The sequence below is a fragment of the Pseudomonas sp. ES4 genome (genome assembly GCF_050586665.1).
GTDB lineage: Bacteria > Pseudomonadota > Gammaproteobacteria > Pseudomonadales > Pseudomonadaceae > Aquipseudomonas > Aquipseudomonas frederiksbergensis.
Genome location: NZ_JBOBDO010000006.1, coordinates 253973 through 275259, shown reverse-complemented (window position 1 = coordinate 275259; position 21287 = coordinate 253973). Strand labels below are relative to the sequence as shown.

Here is a 21287-nt window from a genome sequence, read left to right as displayed (position 1 = left end):
CGTCCTTATAAGCACCATGGAGTGTTGCGATGAGTCCTGCTGAACCGGTAACAGGGTTGATTCTTTCCGGCGGCGGGGCTCGGGCGGCTTATCAGGTCGGTGTGCTGGCGGCGATTGCCGAGCTGTTGCCGGTGGGGGCGAGCAATCCTTTTCCGGTGATCGTCGGCACTTCGGCCGGCGCAATCAACGCGGTCAGCCTCGCCAGTGGGGCGATGGATTTTCGTGGTGCGATTCAACGTTTGACAGCCTTCTGGCAGGGCTTTCGCAGTCATCTGGTGCTGCGCAGCGACTGGCCGGGCGTGATCCACCAGGCCAGCCGTTTTGTCAGCCACAGTTTGCTCGGGATTGGCGCTCAGGTGCCGGTGGCTTTGCTCAACAGTTCGCCGCTGCGTGGGCTGCTCGACGACAAACTGCAGATGAGCGGGATTGCCGAGGCCATTGCACAGAAGCAGTTGCAGGCGGTTGCGGTGACCGCGTTCGGCTACGAGTCCGGTCAGGCCGTGACCTTTTATCAGGGCGGCGGCACCATCGATGCCTGGTTGCGCCATCGGCGGATCGGCGTTCCCACGCAATTGACGGTCGATCACTTGCTGGCCAGTTCGGCCATTCCGCTGTTGTTTGCGCCTGTGAAAATCGGTGAAGAGTATTTCGGCGACGGCGCGGTACGCCAATCGGCACCGATCAGCCCGGCGCTGCACCTGGGTGCCAGCCGAGTGCTGGTGGTGGGCGTCAGCGGCAACCCCCGCGGCGTCGACCCGGAACAACCGCTGCAACGCGCCTACACCGGCCAGCAGCCGAGCCTGGCACAAATCGGTGGGCACATGCTCAACAGCACGTTCATTGACAGCCTGGAAAGTGACATCGAGTTGCTGCAGCGGCTCAATCAGTTCAGTCATCTGCTGCCCGATGGCACGCCTACGCGTGCGCTGGGTGTGGCGCCGATAGATGTGCTGGTGATTTCGCCGAGTCAGCCGATCGATGAGATTGCGGCGCGGCATCGGCAGGAGTTGCCGGCGGCGCTGCGTCTGTTTCTGCGCGGGCCGGGGGCGACCAAGACGAGCGGGGCGGGGGTGCTGAGTTATCTGCTGTTCGAGGCGGGGTATTGCAGCGAATTGATTGATTTGGGGCGGCGGGATGCGTTGGCCAAGCGCGGGGAGTTGTGTCGGTTTCTCGGGTTGGCGGAGCCTGTGGTTTCGACTTGAGATTTTTTGTGTTGCGGCCATTCGCGAGCAGGCTCGTTCCCACAGTTGAAATGCATTCCAATGTGGGAGCGAGCCTGCTCGCGATGGCGTCCTTACAGACGCCGCCGAATCAGAAGTGCACCTTGACCAGGAAACTGGTCACGCTCTGATCGGTCTTGAAACCCTGGCTGTCTTCGATGCCGTACTTGTTTTTCCAGTAGTCATACTCGACACCCACGTACAACTGCTTCTCGCCCAGGTTCAGCGCCTTGCCCAGGTCGTATTTGACCTGTGGATTGAAGTGCAGGTTGGCGTGGTATTCGCCTTTTTTGTTGACGTCGTTGTCGACCACCCAGTCCATGAAACCATCGACCAGGATGTTCGAATCGCCCACCGGGATGGTGTAGGACCAGACCGGTGTGACCTGCCAGATATTGTCCCCCGGGCGGTCGCCTTCGGTATGACGGTTGTAGAAGTTCAGCTGGAAGTAATCAAAGCCGGGGATGGCCAGGTCAAAAGCAGGACCGATCAGGTAGGACTCGGTATCGTCTTCACCAAACTCGTACGTCATGGCCAGCAACACGTCCTTGATCGGGCCGAACTCGAGTTTCTGATCGAAGATCTTGCCGAACGACAGGCGCGGGCTGATTTCACCGTAGTAAGTGTTCTCACCGGCGAAGGAGTCTTCCTTGCCGTTGTAGAAGATCTTGTCGACGAACACGAAGTTGTCGCCGTATTTCCAGCCATCGGCGTGTTCGAAGGTCACGGTCTGCTGAATGCGCGGGTTGACCTGGAAGTCCTTGCCATACAGGTAGGTCAAGCTGTTGTTCTGCCATTGCAGCAAGTCGCCGGCCATGGCCTGCCCCCCGGCCAGCAAAGATCCCGCCAGCATCAGGCTAGTGCACGTACGTTTCATTCGGTTGCTCCCAAAAAGTAGGTGTTCCACGTTATTTTTCTAAGGTCGGCGCTCTGGTGTGGCGCCTTTTTCTGTCGCTGTAAAAAATCATCCAATCGGTCAGCTTCAGTGCTGTTAGCAAGAGCTGAGCCAAGGCTTTTGAAAAGCCAAAAAACTCCCGCTCGGCGGCTCAAGAGCAGTCGATTGAGAGTGTTATTGGAGTGCCTTGGTACCGTCCAGGGCCGGGATAAGTTGGCTTTCTGGTCAGGAATTAAATCCGGGCTTTTTTTTAGACCAGATTCGGGCGGCCGCGGAGAATACTGACTCCTTGGCCAGGTCTCAAGTGCCCCGCAACAGCGCACCGACGACAGGTTTGGAGCACCGTTGCGGATCATTTAGAAGTGCACCTTCACCAGCAGGCTGGTGGTGTTTTCATTGGTGTCGAAGCGGGTGCTGTTTTCGATGCCGTATTTGTCTTTCCAGTAGCTGTATTCGGCGCCGACGTACACCTGTTTCTCTCGCCAGCCCAGGGCTTTCCCCAGGTCATATTTGATCTGTGGGTTCACGTGCAGGTTGGCGTGGTAGGTGCCCTGTGAGTTCTGGTCGTTATCGACGACCCAGTCGATGTAGCCGTCGATCAGCAGGTTCGAGTTGCCCAATGGCAGGGTGTAGGACCAGGCCGGCGTGATTTGCCAGACATCGTCGCCGGGACGCGAGCCTTCGGTCTGGCGATAGTAGAAGTTCAAGGTGAAAAAATTGAAGCCCGGCACCGCGAGGTCGAAACCGGGGCCGATCAGATAGGCCTCGGTGTCGTCTTCGCCATTCTCGTAGGTCATGGCCAGCAACACGTCCTTGATCGGGCCGAACTCGAAACGGCGGTCGAGGATTTTGCCGAAAGACAGGCGTGGACTGAACTCGCCGTAGTAGGCGTGAACGCCTTTGTTGCGGTCTTTCTCGCCGTTGTAGTAAGTGCTGTCGACGAACAGGAAGTTGTCGCCGTACTTCCAGCGGTCGGCGTGCTCAAAGGTTATCGTCTGCTGGATCGACGGGTTGACCGCGAAATCCTTGCCATACAGATAGCTCAGGCTGTTGGTCTGCCACAGCAGCAGATCGCCGGCCATGGCCTGACTGGCGGCCAATAGACCACCGCCTAACAGCATGTTTGTCTGTGTCCGAATCATCTGTTGCTCCCTCTTGTTTTTATTTTTCAAGGCGCAGGAGTTTCCACTGTGGGAGCGAGCCTGCTCGCGATGGCGTCGGTTCAGTCAACATCGATGTTGAATGTGATATCGCTATCGCGAGCAGGCTCGCTCCCACAGGGGGCTTGTGGCGTTGGTGGATCAGTGCGGGTGCGCGTGGCAGTCGTTGATGGCCGCGCGTTCGGCGCCGCCGAGGATGTTGAACAGCAGGTTCAGCGACAGCGCACTGAGCGTGGCCATGGCGATGCCGCTGTGGGTGATCGGGCTCATCCACAGCGGAAGGTGAGCGAAGAATTCCGGACGGACCACCGGAATCAATCCCATACCGATGCTCACCGCCACCAGCAACTGGTTGCGACGGTCGCCGATGTCGGCTTCCTGAAGAATCTTGATGCCAGTGGCGGCGACCATGCCGAACATCGCAATGGCCGCACCGCCCAGTACGGCGGGTGGAATCGAGGCCACCAGAAACGCCGCTTTCGGCAACAGACTCAACATCACCAGCAAACCGCCGGCGACGATGGTCACCGAGCGGCAACGCACGCCAGTCATCTGCACCAGGCCGATGTTCTGCGCGAAAGAGGAATGGGTGAAGGTGTTGAAGAAACCGGCGAAGAACGAAGCGCCGGCATCACACAACAAACCGCGGCGCAGCATCCGTGGGCAAACGTCCTGGCCGGTAATTTTGCCCAGCGCCAGGAACATCCCGGTGGACTCGACGAAGATGATCACCACCACTAGGCACATGGACAGGATCGGTGCGAGTTCGAACTTCGGCATGCCGAAATGCAGCGGGGTCACGAATTGCAGCCACGGCGCCTGGGCCATGCCGCTCAGGTCGACCATGCCAATCAGGCCGCAGAGCACGTAACCCAGGCACATGCCGATCAGCACGGAAATGTTGACCCAGAAACCGCGCATGAAGCGGTGGACCAGCAGAATGGTGGCCAGTACCAGCGCGGCGATGGCCAGGTAAATCGGCGAGCCGAATTGTGCGGCACCGGCACCACCGCCGGCCCAGTTCACGGCCACGGGAAACAGCGACAAACCGATCGAGGTGATGACCGTACCGGTCACCAGCGGCGGGAAGAAGCGTACGACTTTGGACATGAACGGCGCGATGATCATGCCGAAGAATCCGGCGGCGATGGTCGCGCCGAAGATCCCTTGCAGACCGATGCCAGGCATGCCGGCCATGGCGACCATGCTGCCCACTGCGGCGAAACTGGCGCCCATCATCACCGGCATGCGAATGCCCATGGGGCCGATGCCCAGGGACTGCACGATGGTCGCGATCCCGGCTACCAGCAGGTCGGCATTGATCAGGAAGGCGATTTCTTCACGACTCAGGCCAGCGGCCTGTCCGATGATCAGCGGCACCGCGATGGCTCCGCCGTACATCAACAGAACGTGTTGCAGGCCGACCAGGATCAGTTGCAAAAGGGGCAAACGCTGAATGGCGGGTGCGTCGGGGATGCGGGCTTTGGTTAGCTCGGACATGCAACACCTCGGATCTTTTTTATTCTTGTGATGTTTGTATCAGGGGACCTGTGGCGAGGGAGCAAGCTCCCTCGCCACAAAAGCCCGCTTGTTACAGGCTTTTGTGTTGCTTAGTTGGTGGGGGCCCCCTGCACAATCCAGGCACCGATCAGGTCACGTTCCTGCTGGGTCATCTGGGTGATGTTGCCCAGTGGCATGATCTGGCTGGTGACGGCTTGCGCCTGGATGCGCGCCGCGTTCTGGCGGATCTGCTCGGGGGTGTCGAGCATCACGCCGGCCGGTGCAGCACTGAACAGCGGACTGGTCGGTTTGGCAGAATGGCAAACCGTGCAACGTTCCTGAATCACGCTGTGCACCTTGTCGAAACCGGGGCCGGCGTTGGACGCCTGGGCCGGTGCAGCGGCAGGTGCAGCAGGTTTCGCCGCTTCAGGTTTCACGCCACCACCGAGGGCAGTTTCCGGCAACGGCTGGTACTCGATGGTGCCAGGCGCCTTGGCCACTTCAGGTGCGCTGGACATCTGCGCCGGGCCAGTCACGTAAGCCAGGCAAATCATGCCCACTGCCGCGGCGGGCAGGGTCCAGGCAAATTTGTGGCTGTCATGACGGGTGTTGAAGTAGTGACGCACCAACACCGCCAGCACCGCGATCCCGGCCAGGATCAGCCAGTTGTATTGGCTGCCGTAGGTGCTCGGGAAGTGGTTACTGATCATGATGAACAGCACCGGCAAGGTGAAGTAGTTGTTGTGACGCGAACGCAGCAAGCCTTTGGCCGGCAGCGCCGGATCCGGCGTGCGGTTTTCGGCAATCGCGGCAACCAGTGCGCGCTGGGCCGGCATGATGATGCGGAACACGTTGCCGACCATGATGGTGCCGATGATCGCGCCGACGTGCAGGTACGCACCACGACCGCTGAACACTTTGCTGAAGCCGTAAGCGGCGCCAATGATCAGCACGAACAGGATAAAGCCAAGCAGGGCAGGACGTTTGCCCAGGGCCGAGTCGCAGAGGAAGGAGTAGACGAACCAGCCGACGAACAACGAGGCAATGCCCAGAGCGACCCCTTCAGGGCCGGTCAGGCTGCTGCCCGGTGCCAGCAGGTACAGCGTCGGGTTGGAGTAGAACACCACGCACAGCAGCGCGACCCCCGACAGCCAAGTGAAATAGGCTTCCCATTTGAACCAGTGCAGGTTGTCCGGCATGGTCGGTGGAGCCAGTTTGTATTTTTCCAGGTGGTAGATACCGCCGCCATGGATCGCCCACAAATCGCCCGCCAGACCGTTTTTCGGGTTGACCCGATTGAGGTTGTTTTCCAGCCAGACGAAATAGAACGACGCACCGATCCAGGCCACGCCAGTAATCATGTGAACCCAGCGCACGCTCAGGTTCAGCCATTCCAACAGATGTGCTTCCACAGTCTTTACCTCTCGCCTGTCACTCTGTTGTCGAGTGATCAGACCTTCTCTTATTGGTGGGGGGCAAGGATCAAACGCTCATCCTCTTTGAAAAAATGCTCATCGCAGTTATTGCCTGTGCCACTGCGATCAACCACCAGGAAGTCATCCCGCTTTTCGATCGTCAGCACCGGATGGTGCCAAACGCCGCGATGGTAATTAATGCCCTGCCTGCCGTTGGTGACGAAGGCGCGGACCAAGCCTGATACAGGTTCATCGCCAAGTGGCGCGACCACGATCAGAAAGGGGTTGCCGAGCAGCGGAATGAAGGCCTGGCTGCCCAGCGGGTGACGCTCCAGCATGCTGACGGTCAGCGGCATGTCCTGCGCGTCGGCGCGGAAAATGCTGATGATCGCCTTGTCCTCTGGCGTGGCGGTTTCCACCGTCGCCAGTTTGTGAAAGCGCATGGTCGAACCGTTGTTGATCATGAAGTGATCGCTGCCGTCGGTTTCGATCACGTCACCGAAAGGGGCGAAGGCTTCTTTGGTCAGCGGTTCAATCGTCAATGTGCGCATGCTGGTCTTCTTTTCCGAATTCTGTGTTGTGTTGATCGTTCCCACGCTCTGCGTGGGAATGCAGCCCGTGACGCTCCGCGTCACATCCAAAGCGGACGCAGAGCGTCCATTGATGCATTCCCACGCGGAGCGTGGGAACGATCATTACGGCTTATTTAGCGACCTTGCCCAAAACCCGCAGGCGGCTCACACCACCATCCGGGAACACGTTCAGGCGGATGTGGGTGATCGGCCCCAGCGCCTTGATCTGTTCGGCGAAGGTGTGTTCGGCGTGCATTTCCAGTTTCTGCGCCGGCAGCAATTCGCGCCAGAACAGCGATTGGGTTTCGATCTGGCTGTCGGTGCCGCCCTTCACGAACGCGCCCTGGATCGAGCACGTGTCCGGGTAGTTGCCCTTGAAGTGCAGGGTGTCGACGATGACTTTCTCGATCTCGCCGGCATGGCCCAGTGCGACGATCACCCAGTCATTGCCCGGCGTGCGACGACGTGCAGTTTCCCAGCCGTCGCCCATGTTGATGCCGCGGCCCGGGTTGAGGATGTTGCTCATGCGCCCGAAGTGTTCGTCGGAGCAGGCGAGGGCGCGGCCACCGTTCAGGGCTGCTGCCAGGTCAACTTGCTCGTTGTCGCCCACAGCGGACCAGTCGCGGAACGGAATACCGTAAACACGCAGACGGGCCACGCCACCATCCGGGTAGATGTTGAAGCGCAGGTGGCTGAACGCCTTGTCATTGCTGATTTCGTGGTAGTGGTGGCTGTTGCCTTGCAGCTCGACGGCGGACAGCACTTCAGTCCACTGGGTGTTTTCGTCCGGCTCGCCCGAAGCGAGGAAGCAGGCTTCCAGCGAGGCCGACGGCGGGAAGTTGCCGGTGAAGAATGAAGTGTCGATGTCCACGCCCTTGATCGAACCCGGAACGCCCAGGCGGATCACCGCGCTGTCGTAGCCTTCGAAGCGCTTGCGGCGCGACTCCCAGCCGTCCATCCACTTGCCGTTGTCATCGAACACGCCCTCCTTCCACACAGCCGGGGTCGGCTGGAACAGGCGGTTGGCATCAGCGAACCAGTCATCGGTGACCGAGATGATTTTGGTGCCCAGACGGGCGTCGGCCAGGTTGACGAACTTCTCGAAAGGTACGGCGTAAGCTTTCATTCTTCTTGTCTGCCTTTAATTAGTTGGCTTGGGATGCTCGCAGGGCCCTGGGCGTTTTCCGCGTTTTTTAACACTCGGGCCAAGTTCGCTATAGGGTCAGTAATCGGAACAGGGCGATCTTGTTGATCTCCGCCAGCGCGCACTTGAACTCGGTGTCTTCCGGGTTGTGAATGCGCGTTTCGAACGCCGCGAGGATCTGATGCCGGTTGCTGCCTTTTACCGCCATGATGAAGGGAAACTTGAACTTGGCCTTGTAGGCGTCGTTCAGCTCGGTGAAGCGTTGAAACTCTTCGGCCGTGCATTGGTGAATACCGGCGCCAGCCTGTTCATTGGTGCTGGCTTCGGTTAGTTGGCCCTGGACGGCAGCTTTGCCGGCCAGGTCCGGGTGAGCGTTGATCAGGGCCAATTGGCTTTCGTGATCGGCGCTCAACAGGATGTCGCTCATGCGCTGGTGCAGGGTTTCGATCTGGTCGATCGAAGCGTCCTGGCCCAGGTCGAAGGCCTTCTCGGCCACCCATGGCGAATGTTCGTAGATGTCGGCGAAGGCCGCGACAAACGCGTCGCGGCTCAGGGTCGAGGGCTTCAGGGTTTGGAAGTGGCTCATTTCGCGGCCCCTTGATACGGGTGGGTTTCGTGCCAGTGGCGAGCGATGTCGACGCGACGGCTGAACCACACCTGTTCATGACTTTTAGCGTATTCGATAAAGCGTTTGAGCGAGGCCAGACGCGCCGGGCGGCCGATCAGCCGGCAGTGCAGGCCGATCGACAACATCTTCGGTGCTTCGGCACCTTCGGCGTACAGCACGTCGAACGCGTCTTTCAGGTATTCGAAGAAATCGTCGCCCTTGTTGAAACCCTGGACCTGGGTGAAGCGCATGTCGTTGGTGTCCAGCGTGTACGGGATCACCAGGTGCGGCTTGCCGGTCGGGTTGTTCGGTTCCCAGTAGGGCAGGTCGTCGTCGTAGGTGTCGCAGTCGTAGAGGAAACCGCCTTCCTCCATCACCAGTCGACGGGTGTTCGGACCTGTGCGGCCGGTGTACCAGCCCAGTGGGCGTTCGCCGGTGATTTCGGTGAGGATGCGGATCGCTTCGAGCATGTGCTCGCGTTCTTGCGCTTCGTCCATGTACTGGTAGTCGATCCAGCGATAGCCGTGGCTGCAGATTTCGTGGCCGGCATCGACCATCGCGCGGATCACGTCCGGGTGACGCTGGGCGGCCATGGCCACGGCGAAGATGGTCAGCGGAATGTCGAATTCCTTGAACAGTTTCAGAACCCGCCAGACGCCGGCACGGCTGCCATACTCGTAAAGGGATTCCATGCTCATGTTGCGCGCGCCTTGCAGCGGCTGCGCCGAGACCATTTCTGAAAGGAAGGCTTCGGATTCTTTATCGCCGTGCAGGATGTTGCGCTCGCCGCCTTCTTCGTAATTGAGCACGAAGGACAAGGCGATGCGGGCATTGCCCGGCCAGTGTGGGTGAGGAGGGTTACTGCCGTAACCGATCAGGTCGCGTGGGTAGTCAGCGCTCACTGCAGTCTTCCTTCTTATTCGTGGTAACAGTTTGTGTGCGCGGCCTGGCGATGAGTTGCAAGGCTGGCGTCACAGCGATGGGCTGATTGTATACAACTTTATATCCACTTTGTAAGCCTGTTTTTTTGCATTTTTCATTGATTGTCATCTACACATGTTATTGCAAGAAACCTGCCTGACTGGTCAGCTAATAGATGAAAGGTCCTTTGGCCCTATGGCTCAGCGACAGATTCAGCGGCAATTCCTGTATGACGGCGATGGCGGTAAATATGTTGTTTTTATTGTGTACAATTTTTTTGAAAAGTGTCTTAATCAGTCGCTCGCCGCAGCGTTTCGTGCTCCGAATCGGTGCGGTCTCCTTTTCAACTGACTTCGGGAGGCGCGAGGTCTGACTGCTCCACGCAGGCAGGCGCGCAGAATCAATGGGACGTTTGACTACTCACGTTTTAGACGCTGCACATGGTTGCCCGGGCAGCTCGATCAAGGTCGAGTTGTACCGCGTTGAAGGTTCGCAGCTGGAATTGGTCGCCACTGCGATAACCAACAGCGACGGTCGGGTCGATGCACCGCTACTGCAAGGCGATGACTACCGGTCCGGGGTCTATCAGGTTCAGTTTCATGCGGGCGATTACTACCGCGCCCGTGGCGTTCAACTGCCAGAACCGGCGTTCCTGGATGTGGTGGTGCTGCGTTTTGGCATCTCTGCGGAACAGGATCACTACCATGTGCCGTTGCTGATTTCGCCTTATAGCTATTCGACCTACAGAGGAAGCTAGACTCCCCCAAGAATCTGCGCATAAAGCTTCTTTGGTCTTTCGCCCGCTCACACTGCGGGCTTTTTTTTGCCTGGAGAAATGTGCTGTCCGTGCCGACGTAATCGCTAGCAGGCTAGCTCCCACAGGGATGTGTGAACGCCGCAAATCCAATGTGGGAGCTAGCCTGCTAGCGATGCTTTTGACGTTAGCGGCTCAACAAGGATGCCGCGCCCGCACCACTGAACAACCCGGCACTCACCCGGTTAAACCAACTCTGCCCCTTGCCGCTGCGCAAATACCGCGCCGCACCATGGGCACCCAGCCCATAAGCCAATTTGCACAGCAGATCCAGCACGGTCCAGGTCACAATCATCACCAGCAACTGCGGCAGGAATGGCTGCTCGGCACTGAGGAACTGCGGGAGGAAAGCGGCGAAGAACAGGATGTCTTTCGGGTTGCTGGCGCCCAACATGAACGCGCGCCCGAACAGTGCGCGAAAGCGTGGCACTGGGGCAGCCTGGGGCACTTCAGCGCCGTGGGAGGGCAGACGCGATTGCTGCCAGCTCTGCCAGGCCAGGTAGAACAGGTACAGCGCCCCGATGACCTTCAGCGCGCTGAACAACTGTTCCGATGCCAACAGCAAGGCGCCTAAACCCAGCGCCGACGCACTGAGCAAGCAGATCGACGCAATCACGCCCCCCAGAAACGCCGGGTAAGAACGGCGCAAACCGTAATTCAGACTGTTGCTGATCATCAGCAAAGACAGTGGCCCCGGGATCAGGATCACCACCAGCGCAGCGCCGCTGAACAGCAGCCAGGTTTCCAGACTCATCACTTTCCTCCATTTGCACAAAAGCCTCACCCGACGGGGTGAGGCTGTTTTGAAACACTGTTTTCGAAACGTAGACGGCTTACAAGAAAACGAACTTGGCGATGAAGATCGCGCAGAGCACCCACAGACTGACGGAAATCTCCTTGTGTTTACCGGTGAAAGCCTTCAGCACCACGTAAGTGATAAAGCCCAGCGCGATGCCGTCGGCGACCGAGAAGGTCAGGGGCATCATGATCGCGGTAACGATCGCCGGAATGCTGTCGGTCGCCTCGTCCCATTCGATATGCGCCATGCCGCCCATCATCAGCATCGCCACATAAATCAGCGCACCGGCGGTGGCGTAAGCGGGGATCATGCCAGCCAGCGGTGCGAAAAACATTGCGGCAATAAATAGCACACCTACGGTCACAGCGGTAAGACCAGTCCGACCACCCGCGGCGACACCCGCGGCACTTTCCACGTAGCTGGTGACTGGCGGAACACCGACCACCGCACCGAATACACTGGAAGCACTGTCGGCCTTGAGTGCGCGGGAAAGGTTTTCGATCTTGCCGTCAGCGTTTACCAAACCGGCGCGCTGGGCGACGCCCATCAGGGTGCCGGCGGTGTCGAACATGTGCACAAAGAGGAAGGCCAGCACCACGCTGATCATGCTGATATTGAATACACCGGCGACGTCCATGGCCATCCAGGTCGGTGCCAGGCTCGGCGGGGCGGACATGATGCCCTCGTAGTGCACCAGGCCCAGGCCCCAACCCGCCAGGGTGACGGTGATGATGCTGATGAGAATCGCGCCAAACACTTTGTGGTAGCTGAGTACGGCGATCATCAGGAAGCAGATGGCGGCCAGCAGCGGGCCAGGTTCGCGCAGGGAGCCGAGTTTGATCAGGGTAGCCGGGCTATCAACCACGATGCCCGCGGTTTTCAAGCCTATCAGCCCCAGGAACAAGCCCACGCCGGCACCCATGGCAAAGCGCAAACTCACCGGGATGCTATTGAGCAGCCATTCGCGGATCCGCGAAAAAGTCAGAAACATGAACAACACACCGGAAACAAACACCGCGCCAAGGGCGGTTTCCCAGTTGTAACCCATGGTGCCGACCACGGTGTAAGTGAAGAAGGCGTTGAGGCCCATGCCCGGCGCGAGCCCGACCGGCCAGTTGGCGTACAGGCCCATCAACAGGCAACCCAGCGCGGCGGCGATGCAGGTGGCGACGAACGCGGCACCGTGATCGATCCCGGCATCGGCCATGATGTTGGGGTTGACGAAGATGATGTAGGCCATGGTGATGAAGGTTGTCAGACCGGCAATCAGCTCGGTCTTCACCGTGGTGCCATGCAAGCTGAGTTTGAAGATGCGCTCCAGCCAGCCATTGCGTATTGGCGGCGAGAGTTCCAGCGTCGGGGCTTCGGATTTGCGGCTTTCCACAGCGAGTACTCCTCAAGAGTTTTATTGTTATTTCCAGGGCCGGACCCATGAGGGTGGCAGCGACCCTTTGAGGTACTTGCGAATTTGTTGACCGCTTGGTCAGGAACTCGCACGAAGTGGATTATGCTTTTGTATACAAATAAAGCAAATAATGTTTTTGATTTTGTAGACGAAAAGTTTGGCAATAGGGATATATCGCCGCAGAGGTGCGCTGGATGGACGAAGGATTCACGTGGCTGGCAGGCTGCTGAGTCAGGGCCGGCGGGAAAAGCGGCTCGAGGGGGAGGGTAGAAACGAATAAACCGGCGCAAGGGCCGGTTTATTTTTTGTCTGGAGTTTTGTGGTGACTGTGCCGGCCTCTTCGCGAGCAAGTCGGATCGCCGCACCGCCGCTCCCACAGTTGATCGCATTCTAATGTGGGAGTGGGCTGGGCTTGCTCGCGAAGGCGTCACTCAGAACAGCACAAAACCATCAGGCTGCGGCGAACCGCTTGTCCAGATAATCGATGATCACCTTGGATTCGTACATCCAGGTCGTCTGGCCATTCTCTTCGATGCGCAGACATGGAACCTTGATCTTGCCGCCCTGTTCCAGCAGGGTCTGGCGATCCTGTTCGTTGTTCTTCGCGTCGCGCAACGCCACCGGCACGTTCAAGCGGCGCAGGGTGCGGCGGGTTTTCACGCAGAACGGGCAGGCGTGGAACTGATACAGGGTCAGGTCCTTGGCAGCCGTGTTGACCTGAGCCTGAACCTCGGCAGGGCGCTGCTTTTTGCTTGGGCGGGTGATGAAGTCGATGAAGATGATCAGTTGGCCAAGGCCGACACGAAGCGCTTTAACGAACACGGTATAAGCCTCACAGGGGCAAACAGAAGGCGCGCAGCTTACCTGATTTTCGCAGGCGAAAAAAAACCGGCGATGAATGCCGGTTTTCTTCTGCTGCGAATTACTTGATCAGGCTGAGAAACTCGCTACGGGTGGCCGCGTTTTCGCGGAACTCACCCAGCATCACCGACGTGATCATCGTCGAATTCTGTTTCTCCACACCGCGCATCATCATGCACATGTGCTTGGCCTCGATCACCACTGCAACGCCCAGGGCGCCGGTGACTTGCTGGACCGCATCGGCGATCTGGCGGCTGAGATTTTCCTGGATCTGCAGGCGGCGTGCGTACATGTCGACGATCCGCGCGACTTTCGACAGGCCCAATACCTTGCCGCTCGGGATGTAGGCGACGTGAGCCTTGCCGATAAACGGCAGCAGGTGATGTTCGCACAACGAATAGAGCTCGATGTCCTTCACCAGCACCATTTCGCTGTTGTCGGAGCTGAACAAGGCACCGTTGGTGACCTCTTCCAGTGTCTGTGCATAACCGCGGCAGAGGTACTGCATGGCTTTGGCGGCACGTTTTGGCGTGTCGAGCAGGCCCTCGCGGGAGGCGTCCTCGCCCAATTGGCCGAGAATCGCGGTGTAGTTCTGTTCCAGTGTCACAGAGGCTGATTCCATAAGGGTTTCAGAGGGGTACTGTTTCTGTCTGTACCAATTGTGTACCAATCAAGCTCTTTTCAAGCGTCCCGAGTTCACACCAGTCGATGCTGGAGTTGATCCATCGGGCGGAGGTCGATAGCAACATCTGAACGCCATGACCGAGCTGAGTGGCAATAAACGCAGGGTTCATCCCCGACATGAGGCACATGGTAGCGTATGTGTGCCGGCAGTTGTATGCCGACGGGCGCGAAGCGACATTTCGGCCAGTGCGGCGCGGAAGTGTTTGTCGGTTCCACTGGCCAGGCGGATTTTATCCGCATCCCGCTACACCCTGTCGCCAAGGTGCAGCAGTGATGCTTTCCTGAAGCCTGTCATGACTCATCAGGCCGAAGCAGGTCGTTATCAGACGTGAGTGATCGACAGGTCGCTGATGATGCAGATAGAACCGTCTAGCGGGTCGGTGGTGTCGGAGTAATCGATCTGGTTGTACACGCCACCGTGGAAGGCGAGTGTTTTCGTGTCCCAGGTGTTGTCGAGGCGCATAATCGCGGAAGTGGATTTAACGCCGTTACAGCTAGCCGATACAGAGACGGCGCCGCTCGAGTTGGCGTGAATGTTGATTTTGAAAAGTGCACCGAGCGGCACGTTCTCCAAAACCGTCGAGTTGACCGGATCGTCCTGGAGGTAGCTTGACCGGAACCCCATGGTGATTTTTCCTTTGTTCCAGAACACCTTTACCGGAGGTCGTTCTGAACCCTTCACATGAATCTGGCCGATCACGACTTTCTGCAGCGAGTTGACTTTGGTCAGTCGCATTTCCTGGCGGTTCCAGTGGTCCGCTGCGCTGGAGAACAGCCAGTAACCTGGCTCTTTCCACTCGCAGCGGGTTCGTAGCGTGCTTTTGCTCGAGGCTCCAAGTGTCGGCGCCGTCATCTGCACCGAACCATCGTCAAGCATTGAGATGACGTCGGGGCATTCGAGCAGTGCGCGCCAGCCGATGAGCTCAAGCGCAATCGGGTTGGTGTCGGAGATAGGAAGCGGGGTAGCGATGGTGAAGTTGCTGATGTCTACAGTCATGGTTTTTGCCTCAGTCCATTGATGTCGTTTTTGCTCTGGTGAGCCTTGCGTTTGATGCAGGCCTGTATCCTTCTGCCCACTCAGTAAATGGGCAGAAGTGATGCCTGGCAGCTTCCGATCGATTTCCGTTGGCCTGGATATAAATATGGGTTTTCCCATATTTCGTGTCAATGGGTATTCCTATATTTTATTCGGCGCCTATATCCAAGATGCAAAAAAAGCCCGCGCTTGGCGGGCTACTCTTGGAGGGCGTCGAACGTCATGGCACGTTCCCGAGCCACTGCAACTTGGTTCACCGTGAATACATCGCCCACCAGAAGACATGACCCAGAATCGCAATCTGCTGCTCCTGGATCTCGGCGAAGGTGTAGTCCTCGTCCGGATGCTCGTCACGGTTGAAGCTGCGCAGGCGGATCCCGCTGGGCAGTCGGTAGACTTGTTTCACGCGCAACTGACCGTTGTGATTGATCGCGTACATCTCGCCATCGACGATATCGCCGAGCGAGTTCTTTGCGACGTTCAAGCCCACGGTAGCGCCGTCGCGCAGTACCGGGATCATGCTGTTTCCGCTCACCATTACGCACTTGGCATGATTGAACTGCACGTTGTTATGACGCAGGTCTTTCTTGAAGAAACGCAGCCTGGCGCTGTCGTTTTCCGCGATCACGAAACGGCCTGAACCGGCCGCCAGCTCAACTTCACGCAGGAAGGGGACATAAACCTCGTCGTCATCCAGGGGCGTGCTGTCGTCCCAAGGCTGAATGTCTGACATTGCAACGTTTGGAGCAGGGCGATTCAGCGGAACCGCATCGGACAGCCCTTTGAGCATGTCCCCGACACCTTCAGCCAGCCACATCGGTGAAACGCCACACGCTGAAGCGATCTGGGCAGCGAAGGCTGTTGCCTTCGATTTCCCGCGCTCAAGATCGGAGATTGAGGTTTGCGTCAGGCCTGCGCGCGCGGCAAGCTCGGTCTGATTGAGCTTGGCGTATTGGCGGGCTGCTTTGAGTCGTTCTTTGAATTCCATCTGCGGAGTATTACGGGGGCTCCTATATCATTGCAAATCGTTATCTCTACAACGTGCTATGGATGTTCCCGTCCTGGGTGATATGAGTACATTTACAAGGCGACCGCTTTACTCGTCTCGACCTTCCATCATGGTCCGTTTGAGCATCACATAAACTGCTCCGGCGCCGCCGTGTTTAGCTTGGCACGAGGTGAAACCGAGCACTTGTGAATGCTGGCGCAACCAGGTGTTGACGTGGCTTTTGATCATCGGTCGCTTGCCGTCCAGACGCACAGCCTTGCCGTGGGTGACGCGCACGCAGCGGATTTCGAATTTGGTCGCTTCGGCCAGAAACGCCCAGAGGGTTTCCCGGGCCTTTTCCACGCTCATGCCATGGAGGTCGAGGCTGCCTTCGAAAGGGATCTGGCCGATCTTGAGCTTGCGCATCTGGCTTTCCTGAACGCCGTCACGCGCCCACATCAGCTCGTCTTCCGGGCCAACATCGATAACGAACTGATCGGACAGCCCGTCAACGGTGGTGGCGTCGGTGCGCACAGTGGCGGCCTGACGCAACTTGGCGATTTGCGCGCGGTCAGCTTTGGGTTTGCCGGTTTCGGCGCGATCGTGTTTGATCGGCTTGACGCCTTGGATCGCGCTTTTGAACAGGGAAAAATCGTCGTCTTGCATGTCAGCCTCCGCGAAGGGCGGCCAGTTTACCCAACTCGAGACGAATGGGGCGCGAGAAAACGCACAGCACTCGGCTCAGTCGTGCTTTTTCATCAAATGCGGGGAGATGTTCAACGCTTGCGACTGCCGCGCGCGGCGACGGCAGCGGCGCCACAGCCACACGCCGAGGTACAGCACGAACAGGCCAATCGCCAGAATCACTGCCGACCCGACCCGGTTGGTGTTCAACTCGCCGAGGGCGGGGGCATGGCCGAGCAGGCTGGCGGCGCCTGCCATCGCCATCAATACGCCGCTCATCGACAGCACGGCAGCAAATGCCGCGCCGATTCGAAAACGCCAGTTGCGTTGGCCTTTGGGCCGCAAGCGGCGAGCGTCAAAACCATCGGATAACTTCATTCCGACCTTCCTCAATGGGTATCGGCCCTTCGACCGGGAGTTGACCGGGATGTTCCTGAGGCTAAGACAATTACAGCAAATGATAGGCTTTTGCGGATGAGCGGCGACATGCACCGCTCATCGAGCGTCGATCAGATCAGTTCGTGAGTCTGTGCGAGGGTGGCGAAGTTGTCCGCCATGATCGCCATTTCCGTCTGCTGAACGTGGGCTGCGCTCAGGACGCCGCCCTTGTAAGGCAGGTCGCGGGTCGCGCAGGCGTCTTCTACCAGCGTGCAACGAAAGCCCAGGTTCTTCGCGGCGCGCACCGTGGTGCTGACACTGGAGTGGCTCATGAAACCGCATACGATCAGGTCCAGCGAGCCGAGGTTCTGCAGGCGCTCCAGCAGTTCGGTGCCGTGGAACGCACTCGGCAGCAATTTACCGATGACGGTTTCGTCGCCCTGTGGTTCCAGGCCCGGGATGAATTCACCGCGCTCACCTTGTGGATCGAACAGCCCCCCGACGGTGCCGAGGTGATGGACATGCACGATCGGCCGGCCAGCTGCACGGGCAGCGGCCACCAGTTGCTTGATGTTCGCGACGGCAGCATCCATACCGCTCAAGGCCAATGGGCCGCTGAGGTATTCTTTCTGGGCATCGATGATGACAAGGGTCGCATGACTCAGAACGGCTGCCGCGTAACCGCGGCCGCTGAGTTGAAACATCGTTTTTGGAACGGACATTCTGGGGCTCCTTCGAGTGGGGCTTTTGCGACATTGTCCTCTGGCTGAGCGCTTCTGTGAATCGCTACCATCGTAGGCGCCGTCTTTGCTGGCTCGCAGCCTTGTCAATAGGCTCGTTTTGTTCAATAGCCAGCTGAAAAAACAGAATAGTCCTACATTCGCCTCGGTAGTTTTCCCGCGTCGTCGAGACGCGTTTTGGCTGTTAGAATCGCCAGTCGTTTTTTTTGGAGTTTGCCCCGTGATCACTTCCCGACTTCGTACCCTGCGTGACCATATCCGTTGGGCCGTCAGCCGCTTCCATGGGGAGGATCTGTTTTTCGGCCATGGGACCGACAACGCCTGGGACGAAGCGCGTCAGTTGGTGTTGGGTGCCTTGCACTTGCCGTGGGAAATCGCCGACAGCTACCTCGACTGCAATCTTGAAGAAGACGAGCTGGTCAAGCTGCAACGCTTGCTCAAGCGCCGTATCGAAGAACGTATCCCTACCGCCTACCTGTTGGGTGAAGCGTGGTTTTGCGGCATGTCGTTCATTGTCGATGAGCGCGTATTGATCCCGCGTTCGCCGATTGGCGAGCTGATCGAAAAACGTTTCGAGCCATGGCTGGGCGCCGAACCTGCGCGGATTCTCGACCTGTGTACCGGTTCCGGCTGCATCGGTATCGCCTGTGCCTACGAGTTCCAGAACGCCGAAGTGGTGCTGGCCGACCTGTCGTTCGAAGCACTGGAAGTGGCCAACCAGAACATCGAGCGTCATGGCGTCGATGAGCGGGTGTACACGGTTCAGGGTGATGGTTTCGATGGTTTGCCGGGTCAGCGTTTCGACCTGATCGTGTCGAACCCGCCTTACGTCGATGCGGAAGATTTCGCCGACATGCCGGACGAATACCAGCACGAACCGGAGCTCGGCCTGGCCTGCGGTGATGACGGTTTGAACCTGGTGCGTCGCATGCTCGCCGAAGCGGCGGATCACCTGACCGAGAAAGGCTTGTTGATTGTCGAAGTGGGCAACAGCCAGGTTCACGTCTCGGCGCTGTACCCGGAAGTCGATTTCGCCTGGCTTGATTTCGAGCGCGGTGGGCATGGCGTGTTCATGCTGACGGCGGAACAGTGCCGCAACCATCAGGCGCTGTTTGCTTCCCGCGTTTAACCCGTAATGATCGTTCCCACGCTCTGCGTGGGAATGCCTCAATGGACGCTCTGCGTCCGCTTTGGGACGCGGAGCGTCCCGGGCTGCATTCCCACGCGGAGCGTGGGAACGATCAGTCAAAAAGCTGCTACCGGTGCGTGGCAATCCAGATCAACAACCCCGCCTGAAACACCGCAAATGCCACCAGGCAGGTAATGGTAAAGCGCAGTCCGGCGTCTTCGCGCTTGTACTTGCTGACTTTTTCTTCGTGTTTCTTCAGTTTGACTTCCTGCTCGGCCAGATTTTGCTCGGCTTGCTGGAGCATCTGCGCCGCCTCGAGAATTTCCACGACCTGCAGTTTTTCCGTACTCCAGTCACTCAACAGGTCGCCGACCTGCACTTCTTTGACGCTGCCTTTCAAATGCTGGGCGTCGGCGTAGATCACGTCGAAACCATGCATTCGCAAGAAGTGATCGCGGCGCAGGCGAGTGTCTTCGTTCAGCGCATCCTTATTGTTCAGGTCGGTGCCGTCGACGGTGTAGCCGGGCCATCTCTTTTTCGCCCAGGTAATGCCCTGAGCGGCCATGAAGCGACCGATGCCACGGTTCATCGGTTCGATCTGCAAACCGCTGTCAGGCCCAAAATGCACACGCTTGGTGGCGTGATCGACCCACACGTCCAGATGATTCTGTTCCTTGCGCACACGCTGGCCGGGCAGCGCAATGCTCATGCGCATCAGGCTGTGTTCCTTGTTGTTGCGCTCGGCGTAACCGAATTCAACAAAGCGCAGCGGCCGTCCACCGGTGTTGCGGTCGGTTTTCAATGGCGCCAGACGGAGCATCTTGTGGTGCTCGGCGTGGACGTCCGCCCACGGCAGCTCGACCACTGGTGGAGCGTCTTTTTCAGCAGTGGTGTCGGGTGAAGTCTGGGTATCAGTCATAACGGCGAGATCCTGTCCAAGCTCTGCTTGTCGCCAGTCTTAGCGCTGGCGACAAAGGCTTATCGGCCGTTTTTTTCAGGACTGGAGGGCTAGGGGGCGTTCTCAACTAGTTTTCACGCCGCGCCGGGTCTGCTGTTGTGCAGGGCAAGGCGCGAGAAGCGTGGTTTGGTCATTCCAAACAAGCTTCGAGCAACGCAGCCCTGCACAACAGCAGGCCCGGCCCTTCGGGTTGTGCCTTAAAGCGGGCCAGGCTGCGTTGCAGGCCTTGGAAAGGGAACAACCATTACCAGCGGCCTGCGCCTTGCCTGGCCCGCTTTAAGGCGACAACGCGGCGTGAAAACTAGTTGAGAACGCCCCCTGACCCCGCTTAACTGGCGCGAAGTCCGTCAATAAAGCCGAGGATTCGCGTGCCGAGTTCCGCTGCCAGCGGCAATTGCGGATCCTTGTAAGAGGCCAATTGCCGTTTTACATCGTTGGGCACGATGCGCATCACGTGGTTCATGCCTTCGATCAGCGCCAGTTCGGCGTCCGGTTTGGCCGCCTTCAACAGCCTGGCGTCACCGACACCGACCTGGATGTCATTGCTGCCCTGGATGATCAGCGCCGGCATCTTCAACTTGGCGAATGCTGCCGCCGGGTCCTGGCGGAACAATGAAATTAGATACGGTTGCACGCTCGGGCGGAAAATCACCTGCAACTGCGGCGGCACGTTGTCGTCGGTGCGGCCGGCCTTGAGGCTGTCGAGCAGTTCATTGCTGCGCAGCATCAGCGGTGGCGGCAGGCGATTGCTCAATTGCTGGCGCAGTACCTGATCGATCGGCCGGGCGCTGCCGGACATGGAAATGACCGCGGCGGCATCCAGGCTCGGCGCCGCGAGGCTGGCGATCAAGGCGCCTTCGCTGTGGCCCAGCAGGATCAACTGGCCAAATCGCGGGTCGGATTTGAGCTTCCGGCCCCAGGCTTCGGCGTCAGCCACGTAGGCTTCAACCGACAGGTTTCGTTCATCCGGGGTTGCCGCAAGGCTCGCCGCCACGCCGCGTTTGTCATAACGCACGCTGGCGATGTTGTGTTTGGCCAGCACCCAAGCGAGACGCTTGAGGCTGTCGTTGCGTCCGCCGTCGGGGTTGTTTCCGTCACGATCTGTAGGACCGGAGCCAGAAATGATCAGGACAACCGGTACCGGCGTGTCGGACTTGGGCAGCAATAACGAGCCGAAAAGCTCGCCGGTGCCGGTGTCCAACGTGATCGGGCGTTGCAGGACAGTGGCCTGTACAAAGCCGGTAAAGAGGGTAAGGCTCAAGGCTATAACTCGCAGCATCATCACGCCATCATGAACAAGATGCCGGTTGGACTCGCAGGCACCCATAAGGTTCGAGGATGAACTACTTGGGTAGCCTGCGTATACTGGCGCGCATT

Annotated in this window: 22 protein-coding genes; 3 read left to right on the top strand and 19 right to left on the bottom strand. The window is 58.6% G+C overall.

Features of this window, described 5'->3' with window-relative positions:
• Window positions 1-29 precede the first annotated feature (29 nt).
• Complete coding sequence (locus ACQ4OB_RS10245) at window positions 30-1202, top strand: patatin-like phospholipase family protein (protein WP_430955631.1); 1173 nt, start codon at window positions 30-32, stop codon at window positions 1200-1202.
• Window positions 1203-1311: 109 nt separating this feature from the next.
• Here the strand turns inward: ACQ4OB_RS10245 and ACQ4OB_RS10240 are convergent, their stop codons facing one another.
• The 8 genes from ACQ4OB_RS10240 to puuE form a co-directional block, all read right to left on the bottom strand.
• Complete coding sequence (locus ACQ4OB_RS10240; RefSeq protein WP_074878312.1) at window positions 1312-2097, bottom strand: outer membrane protein OmpK; 786 nt, start codon at window positions 2095-2097, stop codon at window positions 1312-1314.
• 374 nt (window positions 2098-2471) lie between these two features.
• On the bottom strand, window positions 2472-3257 hold the full coding sequence (locus ACQ4OB_RS10235; protein ID WP_074878310.1) for an outer membrane protein OmpK: 786 nt from the start codon (window positions 3255-3257) through the stop codon (window positions 2472-2474).
• A gap of 159 nt (window positions 3258-3416) precedes the next feature.
• Window positions 3417-4775, bottom strand: coding sequence for a nucleobase:cation symporter-2 family protein (locus tag ACQ4OB_RS10230; RefSeq protein WP_074878309.1), 1359 nt, complete (start codon window positions 4773-4775; stop codon window positions 3417-3419).
• Between the two features lie 110 nt (window positions 4776-4885).
• On the bottom strand, window positions 4886-6187 hold the full coding sequence (locus ACQ4OB_RS10225) for a urate hydroxylase PuuD (RefSeq protein ID WP_074878307.1): 1302 nt from the start codon (window positions 6185-6187) through the stop codon (window positions 4886-4888).
• A gap of 50 nt (window positions 6188-6237) precedes the next feature.
• Window positions 6238-6741, bottom strand: coding sequence for an ureidoglycolate lyase (locus tag ACQ4OB_RS10220; protein ID WP_007988150.1), 504 nt, complete (start codon window positions 6739-6741; stop codon window positions 6238-6240).
• A 151-nt stretch (window positions 6742-6892) separates the two neighbouring features.
• Window positions 6893-7888: an allantoicase gene (gene alc / locus ACQ4OB_RS10215; protein WP_074878305.1), complete on the bottom strand. Its 996-nt coding sequence runs from the start codon at window positions 7886-7888 to the stop codon at window positions 6893-6895.
• An 88-nt stretch (window positions 7889-7976) separates the two neighbouring features.
• Window positions 7977-8492, bottom strand: coding sequence for a 2-oxo-4-hydroxy-4-carboxy-5-ureidoimidazoline decarboxylase (gene uraD / locus ACQ4OB_RS10210; RefSeq protein WP_074878303.1), 516 nt, complete (start codon window positions 8490-8492; stop codon window positions 7977-7979).
• Window positions 8489-9415 carry an allantoinase PuuE gene (gene puuE, locus ACQ4OB_RS10205; RefSeq protein WP_076027961.1) on the bottom strand — a complete coding sequence of 309 codons (927 nt, stop codon included), beginning with the start codon at window positions 9413-9415 and terminating at the stop codon, window positions 8489-8491. Before puuE ends, uraD begins: the two co-directional genes overlap by 4 nt.
• Before the next feature lie 422 nt (window positions 9416-9837).
• Here puuE and uraH point away from each other — a divergent pair, with 422 nt between their 5' ends.
• Window positions 9838-10191 (top strand): hydroxyisourate hydrolase, encoded by a 354-nt coding sequence (uraH, locus tag ACQ4OB_RS10200; protein WP_008146146.1) that lies wholly within the window; start codon window positions 9838-9840, stop codon window positions 10189-10191.
• 184 nt (window positions 10192-10375) lie between these two features.
• On the opposite strand, the gene ACQ4OB_RS10195 is transcribed toward uraH, so the two are convergent.
• The 9 genes from ACQ4OB_RS10195 to ACQ4OB_RS10155 all read right to left on the bottom strand — a co-directional run bounded on the left by ACQ4OB_RS10195 (window position 10376) and on the right by ACQ4OB_RS10155 (window position 17805).
• A complete protein-coding gene (locus ACQ4OB_RS10195) occupies window positions 10376-11002 on the bottom strand; it encodes a LysE family translocator (RefSeq protein ID WP_430955630.1) in 627 nt (208 codons plus the stop codon).
• 79 nt (window positions 11003-11081) lie between these two features.
• On the bottom strand, window positions 11082-12431 hold the full coding sequence (locus ACQ4OB_RS10190; RefSeq protein ID WP_074878297.1) for an NCS2 family permease: 1350 nt from the start codon (window positions 12429-12431) through the stop codon (window positions 11082-11084).
• A gap of 471 nt (window positions 12432-12902) precedes the next feature.
• Entirely contained in the window at window positions 12903-13274 is a 372-nt protein-coding gene (locus ACQ4OB_RS10185) for a glutathione S-transferase N-terminal domain-containing protein (protein ID WP_074878295.1), read from the bottom strand.
• 100 nt (window positions 13275-13374) lie between these two features.
• Window positions 13375-13920, bottom strand: a complete 546-nt coding sequence (folE, locus tag ACQ4OB_RS10180; RefSeq protein WP_207250594.1) for a GTP cyclohydrolase I FolE — start codon at window positions 13918-13920, stop codon at window positions 13375-13377.
• A gap of 399 nt (window positions 13921-14319) precedes the next feature.
• Window positions 14320-14994 carry a polysaccharide lyase family 7 protein gene (locus ACQ4OB_RS10175; RefSeq protein ID WP_430955629.1) on the bottom strand — a complete coding sequence of 225 codons (675 nt, stop codon included), beginning with the start codon at window positions 14992-14994 and terminating at the stop codon, window positions 14320-14322.
• 292 nt (window positions 14995-15286) lie between these two features.
• Window positions 15287-16021, bottom strand: a complete 735-nt coding sequence (locus ACQ4OB_RS10170) for an XRE family transcriptional regulator (protein WP_074878289.1) — start codon at window positions 16019-16021, stop codon at window positions 15287-15289.
• A gap of 108 nt (window positions 16022-16129) precedes the next feature.
• The gene (locus tag ACQ4OB_RS10165) at window positions 16130-16687 is read right to left on the bottom strand and encodes a Smr/MutS family protein (protein ID WP_008146127.1); all 558 of its coding nucleotides are present in this window, start codon (window positions 16685-16687) and stop codon (window positions 16130-16132) included.
• A gap of 75 nt (window positions 16688-16762) precedes the next feature.
• A complete protein-coding gene (locus tag ACQ4OB_RS10160) occupies window positions 16763-17083 on the bottom strand; it encodes a hypothetical protein (RefSeq protein WP_074878287.1) in 321 nt (106 codons plus the stop codon).
• A gap of 131 nt (window positions 17084-17214) precedes the next feature.
• The gene (locus tag ACQ4OB_RS10155) at window positions 17215-17805 is read right to left on the bottom strand and encodes a cysteine hydrolase family protein (RefSeq protein ID WP_074878285.1); all 591 of its coding nucleotides are present in this window, start codon (window positions 17803-17805) and stop codon (window positions 17215-17217) included.
• Window positions 17806-18043: 238 nt separating this feature from the next.
• On the opposite strand from ACQ4OB_RS10155, the gene prmB reads away from it, so the two are divergent.
• Entirely contained in the window at window positions 18044-18952 is a 909-nt protein-coding gene (gene prmB / locus ACQ4OB_RS10150) for a 50S ribosomal protein L3 N(5)-glutamine methyltransferase (RefSeq protein ID WP_008146120.1), read from the top strand.
• Between the two features lie 127 nt (window positions 18953-19079).
• Here prmB and ACQ4OB_RS10145 read toward each other — a convergent pair whose 3' ends face one another.
• Both ACQ4OB_RS10145 and ACQ4OB_RS10140 read right to left on the bottom strand, forming a co-directional pair.
• Window positions 19080-19871, bottom strand: coding sequence for a hypothetical protein (locus tag ACQ4OB_RS10145; protein WP_008146118.1), 792 nt, complete (start codon window positions 19869-19871; stop codon window positions 19080-19082).
• Window positions 19872-20238: 367 nt separating this feature from the next.
• Window positions 20239-21237 carry an alpha/beta hydrolase gene (locus ACQ4OB_RS10140; RefSeq protein ID WP_074878279.1) on the bottom strand — a complete coding sequence of 333 codons (999 nt, stop codon included), beginning with the start codon at window positions 21235-21237 and terminating at the stop codon, window positions 20239-20241.
• Window positions 21238-21287: the final 50 nt, after the last annotated feature.